This window comes from Archangium sp. Cb G35, from assembly GCF_001896145.1.
Taxonomy (GTDB): domain Bacteria; phylum Myxococcota; class Myxococcia; order Myxococcales; family Myxococcaceae; genus Archangium; species Archangium violaceum.
On sequence record NZ_MPOI01000014.1, the window covers coordinates 213,797 to 226,564 of the forward strand.

Here is a 12,768-nt window from a genome sequence, read left to right on the forward strand (position 1 = left end):
CCCTCGCGAAGGCCGGCCCCGTGAAACGAACGGACGCGTGATTACGGGGTGGTCGCGGTCAGCGACACGCCCGAGTACGACGAGTAGGCGCGCACGGAGACGTACCAGGTGCCGGCGACCGGGTTGCTGAGCGAGCAGGACTCGGTGTTGCCGCTCAGGTACGGGCGGCAGTTGTACGCCGTCGTCGTCGGCTGCGAGCCGGAGCGCACGTAGAGGTCCGCGTCACCCGTGCCGCCGCTCTGGTTCACCGTGAGGCGGGTGGAGCCGGCCGGGACGGTGATGGCGAAGTGCTGCCAGGTGCCGCTCGCGCCCGAGAGGCTCGTCTTCGAGAGCAGCGTCGTGGTGGGCGGGGTGACGCCGCTGATCTTCGAGGAGATCCAGCTCTCGAAGGAGGACACGCGGGCGTACATGCCCGGGTAGCGCGAGTCGGCGCAGCCGTAGCCCCAGCTGACGACGCCGGCCAGCACGCGGGTGCTGCCCTTGAGCACGGTGAGGGGACCGCCGCTGTCACCCTGGCACGAGTCCTTGCCAGGCGCCGCCGCGGCGAGCTGGTCCGAGGTGATGGTCTCGCTCGGGTAGGAGGACTGCGCCGAGCTGTTGCTGATGATGTTCACGTCCACCGTCTGGAGCGTGTCGGGGCTCGAGCCGTTGCTGGAGAGCGTGCCCCAGCCGGTGACGCGGGAGACGACGCCCGTGTTGGTGTAGCCCGCGGAGACGTCGGCCGCCGTGACGAGGGGGATGGCCTTCGCGTTCGCACCGCTCAGGTCCAGCGGCGTGGACAGGCGCAGCAGCGCGATGTCCTTGCCCTTCGAGGCATCCACGTAGCCGGGGTACACGACGACCTCGGCCACCGAGCGGACCTGGCCGGAGCCGCTGATGGTGGTGCTACCCGCCTCCACCCGGGCCGGCTTGCTGATGTACCCGCCGTCGTTCACGCAGTGCTGCGCGGTGAGGATCCAGTTCGCGTTGAGGATGGAGCCGCCGCAGAAGTGGAAGCCCGAGCTGCTCTGCAGCGACACCTGCCAGGGATTGGCGCCGATCGTCGTGTTGGTGCCGCCGACGATCTCCTGGGTGTTGCTCTGGACCGGCTCGGCCGGGAGCTTCTCCTCGGCCATCTCGGAACCGCAGCCCACCAGCAGGGACATCGTACCGGCGACAGCCCAGCGGCGCGCGAACAAACGTGAAGACATGCTGACCTCGACAAACAGGGGGGTGATGAAGCCCCTGCACTGTGCGGTCAGGTGGTATTCCCCGTCAACTTGATGCATCAACTTTTTTCAATTCTCGGGAAAGTGAGAGTGCGTGCCTCGCGGAACGCGGACGCCCAGAATCGTCCGCATGGGAGACCTCGCCATGACTCGTCGCATCATCGTGCTCGCAGGATGCTTCGCCGCCTTCACCCTCGCCGCGTGCGCCACGACGCAGGGGCCCACCGTGGAGACGACACCCCCCGTGGACAAGCAGGAGCCCGCAGCGCGTCCGCCTGAGTCAGGAGAGACCCAGGTCACGGGGAGCGTCTTCTATGTGGAGCGCATCGCCCTCTCCCCGGAGGCGGTGGTCCAGGTGGAGGTGGTGGAGGTGGCACCGGAAGGTGGACAGGGCGCGGTCCTCGGGTCGTGGAGCCAGAGCGGTCCGGGCCAGGTGCCCATCCGCTTCTCGGTGGGCGTCCCCTCGGAGCGAATCCGCCCCGAGGGCTCCTACATCGTGCGGGCGAGCATCACGGACGGTGGGCGGACGTTCTCCACGCTCGAGCCGGTACCGGTCCTCACCCAGGGGCACCCGAGCCAGGACGTGAGGGTGCGGGTGCGCATCGGCGGTTGAGCTCATTCGGGGAGGTCCGCGAATGAGAGCCCCTGGACCCATGCACTGAACCCGTGCCCCCATCCCCTCGCCCTCCGGGAGAGGGACGGGGTGAGGGTATTGGATGTACCTGGGTTGAGCCCTTGTTCACACAGAGCGGGCCACGGATTGAAGAACGGGACCGGGAACCCTCACCCCTGCCCTCTCCCGAGGGGAGAGGGGGAGTACCTTCGGTCACGTTCCCGAAGAGGATGGGAAGAGCGCGGGAATCGAGTAGGGCGGCCAGCGGTCCTTCCACGGGCGGGCCTGCTCGAGCTGGTACGCGAGGCCGAGGAGCAGCGCGTCGGCACCCGGGGCCGCGGCGAAGTGGGTGCCGATGGGGACGCCGTCCTCCGGGAAGTGAAGGGGGACGGACATGGCCGGGCAGCCCGCGATGTTGTGGAGGGGCGTGTACCCGATGGCCCGTGCCGTGCGGCGGGCCAGCTCCTCGCGCCCGAGCACTGGCGAGAGGTGCCCGAGAGGCCACGGCGCGGTGGCCATCGTCGGAGTGAGCACCACGTCGTACCCTCGGGTCGCCTCATTATAGGCGTGGACGGCCCGCGCGAAGGTGGCGCGCGCTCGGGGCAGTGCATCGGCACCGCGTGCGAGGAAGGCATCGGCCAGGGCCCACGAGTATGGCTCCAACTCGTCGCGCTGCACGGGCAGATCCCTCCGCTGGTCCACGCTCTCGACGATGCCCGCGACGGCCGCTCCCGCGACGAGCAGGAATGCCTCACCGAGCTCGGGACTGTCGAACGCGGGTGGCACGATGGGCTCCACGTGGTGGCCGAGCCCGGTGAGCAGTGCCACTGCTTCATCGTAGGCGCGGCGCACCGGGGGCTCCGGCTCCATTCCCATCACCGTGCGTGTCCATGTCGCGATGCGCAGTGGACGGGAGAGCGGCTCGCGCACGAAGCCCACGGGTGTACCGCTCGAGCGGTCCTCGGTGATGGACAGGAACAGCGCGCTGTCACGCACCGAGCGGCTGATGCAGTGGTCGCTCGACATGTCACCGAAGTCCGAGCCGCCGAGGCCCGCGGGCACGGTGCGGCCCCGGCTCGGCTTGAAGCCGAAGAGGCCACAGGCCGACGCGGGGACGCGGAGCGAACCGCCACCATCATTGGCATGCGCGAGGGGCACGAGTCCCGCGGCCACGGCCACCGCGCTGCCGCCGGACGAGCCCGTGGCCGAGCGGGAGAGGTCCCACGGGTTGTGGGTCACGCCCTCGAGCAACGTCTCGGTGCTGAAGAGCAGGCCGAACTCCGCCGTCGCGCTCTTTCCGGCGCACACGAGGCCCGACTCGGTGAGCCGCCTTCCGTACGGCGTTTGTTGCTGGGCGGTGTTGGCGGAGAACAGCCGGGAGCCCATGGACCAACGCAGCCCCGGCCACGGCGTGGAGTCCTTCACCAGGAAGGGGACTCCGGAGAACGGACCGGGCTTCGCGGGACCGGGCTGCTCCTGCGCCACCGTGACGATGGCGCGCAACAGCGGATTCAACGCGTCGATGCGTGCCATGCACGCGTCGAGCAACTCCTCCGGCGAGACTTCACCCCGGGCACATAGCTCCGCTTGGGCCACGCCATCGAGGCGGGCGAGAGACGCCAGGTCCGTCATCGGACACCTCCCCTTCGCCACGGGATGATATCCACCTGGAGCCTCCTGGCCGGGGAGGTTCATGAGAGAGGACGACAGGATGAGCAGGATCCGGGTGAGCGCGTTCAGCTGGGTACCTCCCTTCGCCCAGGGGTTGGTGCGCGAGTTCCGTGTGCGCTGGGCGCTCGAGGAGGCGGGCCTTCCCTATGAGGAGCTGTTGATCGGCCCGGAGGATCAGCCGTCCGAGTCCTATCGCCGCCTCCAGCCTTTCGGGCAGGTGCCCGCCTACGAGGAGGACGGACTGGTGATGTTCGAGTCCGGAGCCATCGTGCTGCACATCGCCGAGCGCTCCGAGGTGTTGATGCCGGCCGAGCCGGATGCCCGGGCGCGGACGAAGACGTGGGTGTTCGCGGCGCTGAACACGATGGAGCCACCGATCCAGAACCTCGCCGAGGTGGACTTGTTCCACGCGGGAGAGGAGTGGGTGAAGCAGCGTCGGCCGCAGGTGGTCGAGGAGGTGCGGACCCGCCTCGGGGAACTGGGGAGGTGCATGGAGGGCCGGGAGTACCTCGAGGAGCGCTTCACCGCGGGGGATCTGCTCATGACGACGGTGCTGCGCATCCTGCGGCACACGGAGTTGCTCGCGGAGTTTCCGGTGCTCGATGCCTACCGGCTGCGGTGTGAAGCGCGGCCTGCGTTCAAGAAGGCGATGGCCGACCACATGGCGCCCTTCGCCCGGAACGCGCCGCCCTCCCGCTAATCCCTTTCAGGCAGGTCCGCGAACATTTCCCCTCTCCCCTCGGGAGAGGGACGGGGTGAGGGTGCCAGGGCCCCGGGTTGAACCCTCTGTCCACACTGTGGGGCACGGGTTGTAAGAACAGGCTCGGATACCCTCACCCCAACCCTCTCCCGAGGGGAGAGGGAATGGCGGCCGGGAGGACGATGGTGAGCGTGGTGCCCACGCCCTCGCGGCTCTCGGCGCGCAGCGTGCCACCCAGGCTCGTCACGATGGCGTGGCTCACCGACAGTCCCAGGCCCGCGTTCGCCAGCCGCGTGGTGAAGAAGGGCTCGAAGAGGCGCGCCAGCACCTCCGGCGGCATGCCCACGCCCGTGTCCTGCACCTCCACCACCGCCTCTCCCGCCGGGCCCGTGTACGTGGACACCCGCAGCACGTTGCGGGACGCGTCCAGCTCGTTCATCGCCTGCACCGCGTTGTGCAGCACGCTCACGAACACCTGCACCAGCCGCGTCTCGTCGCCCTCCACCCGCGGCACCGGCCGGAAGTCCTTCTCGAGCCTCGCCCGGTGGCGCAGCTCGCCGCGCACCAGGCTCAGCGCGTGCTCCAGCACCGGGACCACCTCCACCGTCTCGCGGTGCTCCGGCGGCGCGCGCGACAGCAGCCTCAGGTCATGCACGATTCCCTTCAGCCGGTCCGCGCCCTCCGTCGCCTCGTTCAGCGCCTCCAGCATGTCGTCCACGTCGCCGGCCAGCGTGTGGCCCTCCTCGCCCAGCGCCGCCCTCAGCCGCGCCAGCTCCTCGCGCGCGAAGCCGAGGTTGGCCATCATGAAGGCCAGCGGGTTGTTCATCTCGTGGCCCACCGCCGCCGCGAGCGAGCCCAGCGCCGCCATCCGGTCCGCCTTGAAGAGCTGCGCCTCCATCTGCTTGCGCGCCGTCACGTTCTTGGCGAAGACGCGCAGCCCCGATGGATCCACCAGCGGCGACACCGTCAGCTCCCAGTGCCGGCCGCCCAGTTGCACGACGGGCGGGGACTCGCCCACCTCCGCGCCGCGCTTCGCCCACGCCTGGGCCGCCTCCACCAGCGGATGCCTCGCCCCACGCACCAGCAGGTCCGGAAACGCCGTGTGCGCCGCCGGGTTGGCGTAATGCAGCTCGCCGCCCGGGCCCAGCTCCATCATCGGCTCCGGGTGCAGCAGCGGGAAGGAGGCCAGCCGGTACAGCTCCTCCTCCAGCGCGCGCAGCTCCGTCACGTCCCGCACCAGCAGCGACGTGGTGGGGCTCGCCGTCTCCGGGACCGGCACGCGCACCGTGGCCTCGGCCGAGTACCAGCGCGTCTCGCCCTCCACCTCCAGGCGGTACTCCACCCGGCCCCCCACGCCGTTGTGCCGCGCGGCCCGCGCGAGCGCCACCAGCGCCGCTCCCGCCTCGGGCCCCAGTACCTCCTCGAGCGGCTGTCCCTCCGCCTGGCGCACGTCCCGCCCGAAGGCCACTCCCGTGGGCGCCCACAGCCGCATGCACCGCTCTTGCGCGTCCAGGTCCACCGCGAGGTATTCCGCCCGCCGGGCCGTCCGGGGAGGGGGCGGCCGGGGCGTGGACGAGAGGACGAAACCCTCGCTGTCGAAGAGGCCCAGCAGCGGCTCCAACCCCGCCCCGTGGCCCGCCAGCGAGGTGAGCACGGAAACCAGCGCCGTCACGTCCGCCTCGGGCATCCGCTGGGTGAAGATGAGCCCATCCGCGGGCGTGGGTCCGGTGAACTCGAAGGGGATGAGCCCTCGCTCGCCGGAGCCCAGGTGCTCGGCCAGGTAGGCGCGGACCGTGTTCTCCTCCGGGTGGCTCGAGTAGATGGAGGCCATGTCCGCCTCGCCCGCCAGCACCGCCAGCAGGGCCTTGCGGTAGGTGCCGTGGAAACGCTGCTCGGAGAAGGTGTCCGCCACGGACAGCCCCCGGGCCGTCAGGTGGCGCACGGGCATGAGGTAGCCGCCGGTGGAGCGCGGGGCCACCCACGCGGCGCGCGTGCCCTTCAACGTCTTCAACGTGAGCGGCGCATCCGCCCGGCACACCAGGGCCGCGTGGTAGTACCAGAGCCCCGCCCGTACGGCGCGCAGCACCGCGCGCGCTTGCGGCTCGAAGGCGGTGCACTGCTCGCCCGTGGCCCACGCCAGGTCCACCCGGCCCTCCGCCAGCTCCCGCTCCAGTGCCTCGTACGAGGGAGCGAGCTCCACCACCACCGGCCGGCCCAGCCGCTGGGTGAGGGCCCGGCTGAAGAGCTCGGCACGCACGTGCTCCTTCACCTCGCCCAGTGACGGCGACAGCAGGAAGCGGATGGGGGCGGCCGGAATCGTCACGTGCGTCCAAGCATGCCGGACGTCCAGAGGGTGCGCACGTTTCGAGCGGAGCGGCGCACGGGCCGCGGCTCAGGCGTAGACCTGGTCGCTTTCGACGGACGTGCCCAGCCGGTGGTTGAGTTGTTCGAGCCGGGCGTAGCGCGCTTGCAACATCTCGCGGTAGGCGCGGTGGTCGGCGTGGGCGATCTCATCGAGCAGCTTGCGCAGGGACGAGTCGAGGACTTCCTTAAGCTCTCGGGCCTCGACGGCGCTCAGTTCCAGGAGCATGGCGGCCTCCTCCTCTCATTTCCTTCCGAGGAACGTTAGGCACCGCGCGGGACGCGAGCCCCGGCGGCTTAGCCACCCCCTGGCTCCAGGGCCGCTCTTCCTGCCAGCCGCCAGGGGTTGCCGGTGGGCCGGGTGTTCCCCACTCAGAAGGCATGTGCTCCGGGGCGGGAGGGCTCGGGGGCTCGCCGAGGAGGATGCCATGGTGATTCAGGACGAGGTTCGCGAGGGCATGGTGGTGCGGGACATGGAGGGGCGCCGGGTGGGCCGCGTGGCCGCGGTGGGCGAGACGCACTTCGAGCTCGAGCCCCGCCTGTTGTCGCGCGAGGAGTTCCTCGTGGAGTTCTCGGACGTGCGCTACGCGCGCGACGGCGAACTGTACCTGGAGCGCACCCCGCACCTGTTGAAGCTGGAGGACGACGACGGCGGGGCGCTGCCGCCCCGGCACCACAACGGCATGGATGCCGAGCCGGTGAACGTGGTGGAGGACGCGGAGGCCTCCCACTCCGGCGCATGACGCGGCCATGACGGACTCATGACGGGGTGCGGCATGTGCCGCGTCCCACCTGACAGGTCTGTCATACACAGGACGATAACCCCTGGGAATCATGGAGGAATCCGACGCCGGGAATGTCAGACCCGGCGTGTAGACCCGTCCTTCTCGGAACGGAGTGGGAAGGGTCATGAAAAGGGTTTCGACGTCCTGCGCCATGCTGGCGCTCTTCACGATGGTGTTCTCCTGCAGCTCGGCGCCGCCGCCGGACGGGCTGGATCAGGGGCTGGTGTCCCGGGAGCTGAGCACGCCGCGCAAGCTGCTGCCGTGGGTGGCGCTGGGGGACGGGCGGGTGCTGGCCTCGGGTGGACATGATGGCAGCCGCACGCTGACGAGCTGCGAGGTGTACGAGCCGGAGACGGGCGAGTGGTACGCCACGGGAGCGATGCGCACGGCGCGGCGCAACCACGCGGCGGTGCGGCTGGCGGACGGGCGCGTGCTGGTGGTGGGTGGCACGTTCTCGGCGTCCTTTGGATCGCTGGCGAGCGCGGAGGTGTACGAGCCGGGCACGGGCCGGTGGACGGCGGTGCGGGACATGGGCGAGGCGCGCAACGATCCCGCGGCGGTGCTGCTGGCGGACGGGCGTGTGCTGGTGGCGGGTGGCTTCGACGTGGACAGGCACCCGGTGCGTTCGGCGGAGCTGTTCGATCCGGCGACGGGCGAGTGGACGCGCACGGGAGCGCCGACGTCGGCGCGCGCCGGGGCGCAGACGGGCGTGGTGCTGGGCAACGGGCAGGTGCTCTTCGTGAGCGGGCTGCAGGCGGAGCTGTATGACCCCGTGAGCGGCCAGTGGACGAAGACGGGTCCGGTGGGCGGCGCGGCGGGCACGCACCGCTCGGGGCACACGGTGACGCCGCTGCCGGACGGACGGGTGCTGGTGGTGGGCGGCACGACGTCGCGCGCGGCGGCCACGGCGGAGCTGTATGACCCGGCGCGGGGCGAGTGGAAGCTGGCGGCCTCACCGGCCCTGCCGCGCGAGGCGCACGGAGCGCTGGTGACGCCCGAGGGGCGGGTGCTGGTGATGGGGGGCTTCCACGTGATGTCGGGCTCGCTGGCGTCGGTGGAGAGCTATGACCCGGTGGCGGACACGTGGAGCGTGGAGCCGTCGCTGTGGGAGGCGAGGCGGGGGGCGGGGCTGGTGCCGCTGGTGGATGGAGCGGTGCTGGTGGTGGGTGGCTCCAACGACCTGGAGGGCACGCTGTCCACGAGCGAGCGGTATGATCCGGGCGTGTGCACGCCGCTGACGTGTGAGGCGGCGTGCGGCACGGTGCCGGACGGGTGTGGTGGGACGCTGGAGTGCGGCCCGTGCACGGTGATGCCGCCGTGCGTCGCCGATGGCTGCGGCGTGTTCGACGAGGAGGAGGACCTCGCCTCCATCTGGCGTTGAGGCGCGGAAGCGGGGCCGGTGCTCCGCTTCCGCCTTCGTGGAATGGCCGGGTTCGGACCGCGAGGCGGGAACCGGCTACGATGGGGGATGGTGCCCCCCCACGATGCGCCACCCCTGAAGCTTCCGGAGCAGGCCGGGCCGTTGCCCGCGACGCCTGGGGTGTCGGCGTCTGGCGGCAAGTGGGGCCCCCGCCGGAAGATGCTGCTCTGGCTGAGCCCGGCGATCCTGTCCCAATACGCGTTGGACGTCCTCGCCATGGGACCTGGGCTCGAGGCGCTCGTCATCCGCGTCGTCTGGGCCGTGTCCGTGGCCCTCTCCGCGCTGCGCATGGACGAGCACTCGGCGTCGTCCCAGCGCCTGCACACGGCCTTCCAGTGCACGATGGGGAGCCTCTGCTTCATTGCCCTGGTGCTCGTGTCGGGGAGCTGTGACGGGGTGTACTTCCAATTCTTTCCCTGCCTCCCGCTCCTGCTGTGCCTCGTCTATCCGCAGGACTCGCTCTCGGCGACGATCTCCGGTGCCCTGTGCAGTGCGAGCGCCGCGGGCATGCTGTGGATGGCGGGACGCCCGGTGTCCCAGCTCCTGCTGTGGGGGGGCATCATCGTGACGGTGACCATCGTGGGAGCGTACGGGGCCAGTGAGTTCCGCAAGGTCCAGCGGGCGGAGAACGAGGGCCGGTTGGAGCGTGCGCGCCGCGAGGCCCTCGAGACGCTCGCCATCAGTGAGCGTCGCCGGGCCCACTCGGAGAAGCTGGCCACCATCGGCCAGCTCGCGGCGAGCGTGATGCATGAAATCAACAACCCGGTGGCCTTCATCGGCGCCAACCTCGACTACCTGGAGCGGGAGGTGTTGGCGGAGCAGCGGGAGGTCTCCCGGGAGGAGCTGGCGGAGGTGTTCCGCGAGACGCGCGCCGGCGTGGAGCGGGTGAGGCAGATCATCGGGGACCTGAGGGGCTTCTCGCGCATGGACGCGGAGGAGCCCACCGAGTGCGCGGTGGCGGACGTGGTGAGCGACGCGGTCCGGATTGCCCGGCTGCGGCTCCGGCACGTGGCTCGGCTGGAGGTGGACATCCCGGAGGAGTTGCCGCCGGTGCTCGCCGTCCGCAGGAGGCTGGCGCAGGTGCTGCTCAACCTGCTGGTGAACGCGGGGGATGCGCTGGAGGCGCGGGGCCACGAGGGCTCCGAGGTGCGCATCATTGGCCGGTGGGAGGGCGCACGCGTCGTCCTGCGGGTGGAGGACAACGGTCCGGGCTTCCCCCCGCACGTGTTGCCCCGGCTCTTCGAGACCTTCTTCACGACGAAGGGCCCGGAGAAGGGGACGGGGCTGGGGCTGGCCCTGTCGCGAGAGCTGGTGGAGCAGTGTGGAGGCACCCTGGTGGCGGAGAACCGGGAGGAGGGAGGCGCGCGCCTGCGCCTGGAGTTCCCGGTGGGGAGCACCGTCAAGGCGGCGTCCTGAGTCCCGGCCGGGTCCGTCCGTGCGATGCTGCGCGGCCATGAAGAACACCCGGAGCCGTCTCCTCGTCCCCCTGTTCCTCCTCACGTCCGCTTGTGCCACCACCGCTCCGGCCTCTCGTGCGCCGGAGGCCGCCGCGCCCGAGCGCCCCTTCGGCACGCTGCGCGAGCAGGCCACCCGGCAGCAGCAGTGGCTGCGCGAGCGCATGGACAAGGCGCTGCCCGCGTTGATGCGCCAGTACGGCATCGAGATGTGGGTGGTGCCGATGCGTGAGTACAACGAGGACCCCGTCTTCCCGGCGTTGGTGGCTCCCACCACGTTCGCGGCGCGGCGGCGCACCATCTACGTCTTCCACGACCGGGGCCCGGAGAAGGGCGTGGAGCGGCTCGCGCTGGGCGGGGGCACGCAGGGCGGCGTGTACGAGGCGAGGCGTGCGCAGATGCAGGTGGACGGAGGCGGCGTCACCCGGCAGGCCGAGATGTGGGGCCCGGACCAGTGGAAGGTGCTGAAGGCGGTGCTGGAGGAGCGCCAGCCGAAGGCCATCGCCATCAACGTGTCGCGCACGTTCGCCTTCGCGGACGGGCTGACGCACGGCGAGTACGAGGGCATGACGGAGGCGCTCGGGCCCGAGTGGACCGCGAAGCTGAAGCCGTCCGGGGGCCTGCCGGTGGACCTCATCGCCTGGCGGAGCGCGGACGAGGAGCGCTTCTACGAGGACCTGACGAAGCTGGCGTGGAACATCATCGAGACGGGCTTCTCCAGCCAGGTGATTACCCCCGGGAAGACGCGCACCAGTGACGTGGTGTGGTGGATGCGCCAGCGGGTGAACGACCTGGGGCTGGGGACGTGGTTCCAGCCGTCGGTGAGCGTGCAGCGGCAGGGGAAGACGGAGTCGGAGGTGGGGGATGACCCCATCATCGAGCGGGGAGACGTGCTGCACTGCGACTTCGGGGTGACGGCGCTGCGGCTGAACACGGACACGCAGCACATGGGCTACGTGCTGCGCGAGGGCGAGACGGAGGCGCCCGCGGGGCTGAAGGAGGCGCTGACGCGCTCCAACCGGCTGCAGGACATCGTCTTCGAGGAGCTGCGTCCGGGGCGCTCGGGCAATGAGATCCTCAAGGCCTCGCGGGAGCGGATGAAGGCCGAGGGGATTGATGGGACGGTGTACTCGCACCCCATTGGCCTGAACGGGCACGGGGCGGGGCCGATGATCGGCCTGTGGGACCGGCAGGAGGGCGTGCCGGGCAACGGCGACCACAAGGTGATTGCGAACCAGTGGTTCTCCATCGAGTTGCAGGCGACGAGCCCGGTGGCGGAGTGGGGCGGGCAGAAGGTGCGCTCGGCACAGGAGGAGGACGTCGTCATCGACGCGAGCGGCAAGGTGCGCTGGGCCTTCCAGCGGCAGACCGCCTTCCACCTGGTGCGGTAGCTCCGCCGCGAGCCGTTATCCGCCCGGGCCGAGAAGCAGGGAGGAGAGGCTCGCGAGCAGGGGCGTCAAGATGGAGAGCCCCTGCTGGAAGTCCTGGAGGGGGGAGCGTTGCAAGCCGAGCCAGGTGCGAGCGGCCTCCCGCTCCTCGTTGCGTTGCTTCCAGGTGACGGAGTCCGAGAGGGATTGCCGGGCGAGCCGCTCCGCGAGGGTCTTGCCCACGTTCATCAGGGCCCGGTGGGCCGGCAGGTATGCGCTGGCGAGGAGTCCCGTGTAATAGATGCCGTAGCCCAGGATGGGCGACGTCGGGACCACCGCGGTGGGGGGGAGGATCTCGTTGATCAGGTGGCGCAGGGAGCTCAAGCCCAGGATCGAGCTCCCCATGATGACGCAGCAGAGGGTGAGGAAGATGCCCAACTGCTCCCGGCACCGGTAATACCACCGCACGTCTTCCTCGAGCCCCTCTGACCCGGGTTGCTCCGCACGGCACTGGAGCTCCGGCAGACGGTCGATGAGTTGGAAGTGGAGGCCGAGGATGACCGAAGCGAGGAGGACCCCGCTCGCCAGCCCGATGAGGTTGATGAGGACGCTCTTCGTGGAGGAGTGAGCGATGGGGATGGCTGTCAGCATGGCCGCGTGTACGCGAGGATCCTCCATCCAGACGAAGTACTGGGCCATGAGCGGCAGGACGATGAAGGGCATGCCAAGGAGGACGGAGAATGTGATCACCATCCACCCCTTGCGCGTGGAGGGCCAGGCTGAACGGGTCCTCTCCCAATCGCTGAGCAGGAAGATGCAGATGAGCATCCATGCAGTGGGTGGGAGCGCGGAGAGCACACGCCAGAGATAGACCTTGCGCGAGTTCAGGGAGGCCACTGCCTGGAGATTGGCACCGTGCATGGCGGCGAAGGAAACCGTGAAGGCCAGCCCATAGAGGACGAAACCGGCGATGGGCGTGCGGAAGACGAGAGCGAAGGCCGCACGGGCATCCCGCCAGAAGGACGCGGAACCTTCTCGTGGTTTCGGCATGAGAGCCCCCCTGGCCGCAGGATGCCGTGAGAGCAGGCTCGTATGCACGGGCCTGGCTCCTGGCCCTGTTGGCGAGCGAGCAGGCGGCGATTTCCCGGCAGGCGGGTGTGTCTCCGGGGACGGTGGCCGGATTCCCCCG

11 protein-coding genes are annotated in these 12,768 nt (G+C 70.3%); 6 read left to right on the forward strand and 5 right to left on the reverse strand.

Annotation, left to right across the window (positions count from 1 at the left end):
* Positions 1-41: 41 nt before the first annotated feature.
* Positions 42-1,190 (reverse strand): trypsin-like serine protease, encoded by a 1,149-nt coding sequence (locus BO221_RS37660; protein ID WP_073565699.1) that lies wholly within the window; start codon positions 1,188-1,190, stop codon positions 42-44.
* A 163-nt stretch (positions 1,191-1,353) separates the two neighbouring features.
* Here BO221_RS37660 and BO221_RS37665 point away from each other — a divergent pair, with 163 nt between their 5' ends.
* Positions 1,354-1,821: a YbaY family lipoprotein gene (locus tag BO221_RS37665; RefSeq protein WP_073565930.1), complete on the forward strand. Its 468-nt coding sequence runs from the start codon at positions 1,354-1,356 to the stop codon at positions 1,819-1,821.
* A gap of 213 nt (positions 1,822-2,034) precedes the next feature.
* Here the strand turns inward: BO221_RS37665 and BO221_RS37670 are convergent, their stop codons facing one another.
* Entirely contained in the window at positions 2,035-3,453 is a 1,419-nt protein-coding gene (locus tag BO221_RS37670; RefSeq protein ID WP_073565700.1) for an amidase, read from the reverse strand.
* Between the two features lie 79 nt (positions 3,454-3,532).
* On the opposite strand from BO221_RS37670, the gene BO221_RS37675 reads away from it, so the two are divergent.
* A complete protein-coding gene (locus tag BO221_RS37675; RefSeq protein ID WP_073565701.1) occupies positions 3,533-4,192 on the forward strand; it encodes a glutathione S-transferase family protein in 660 nt (219 codons plus the stop codon).
* A 133-nt stretch (positions 4,193-4,325) separates the two neighbouring features.
* Here the strand turns inward: BO221_RS37675 and BO221_RS37680 are convergent, their stop codons facing one another.
* Entirely contained in the window at positions 4,326-6,515 is a 2,190-nt protein-coding gene (locus tag BO221_RS37680; RefSeq protein WP_073565702.1) for a PhnD/SsuA/transferrin family substrate-binding protein, read from the reverse strand.
* Positions 6,516-6,584: 69 nt separating this feature from the next.
* Positions 6,585-6,782 (reverse strand): hypothetical protein, encoded by a 198-nt coding sequence (locus BO221_RS37685; protein ID WP_043406614.1) that lies wholly within the window; start codon positions 6,780-6,782, stop codon positions 6,585-6,587.
* Between the two features lie 199 nt (positions 6,783-6,981).
* On the opposite strand from BO221_RS37685, the gene BO221_RS37690 reads away from it, so the two are divergent.
* From BO221_RS37690 to BO221_RS37705, 4 genes are all read left to right on the forward strand, one after another.
* Positions 6,982-7,296 (forward strand): hypothetical protein, encoded by a 315-nt coding sequence (locus BO221_RS37690; RefSeq protein ID WP_073565703.1) that lies wholly within the window; start codon positions 6,982-6,984, stop codon positions 7,294-7,296.
* 166 nt (positions 7,297-7,462) lie between these two features.
* On the forward strand, positions 7,463-8,719 hold the full coding sequence (locus BO221_RS37695; protein WP_073565704.1) for a kelch repeat-containing protein: 1,257 nt from the start codon (positions 7,463-7,465) through the stop codon (positions 8,717-8,719).
* 87 nt (positions 8,720-8,806) lie between these two features.
* Positions 8,807-10,174 (forward strand): sensor histidine kinase, encoded by a 1,368-nt coding sequence (locus BO221_RS37700; protein ID WP_233166436.1) that lies wholly within the window; start codon positions 8,807-8,809, stop codon positions 10,172-10,174.
* A 37-nt stretch (positions 10,175-10,211) separates the two neighbouring features.
* Positions 10,212-11,603, forward strand: coding sequence for a M24 family metallopeptidase (locus BO221_RS37705; protein WP_073565706.1), 1,392 nt, complete (start codon positions 10,212-10,214; stop codon positions 11,601-11,603).
* Positions 11,604-11,618: 15 nt separating this feature from the next.
* Here BO221_RS37705 and BO221_RS37710 read toward each other — a convergent pair whose 3' ends face one another.
* Positions 11,619-12,629: a hypothetical protein gene (locus BO221_RS37710; protein ID WP_073565707.1), complete on the reverse strand. Its 1,011-nt coding sequence runs from the start codon at positions 12,627-12,629 to the stop codon at positions 11,619-11,621.
* Positions 12,630-12,768: the final 139 nt, after the last annotated feature.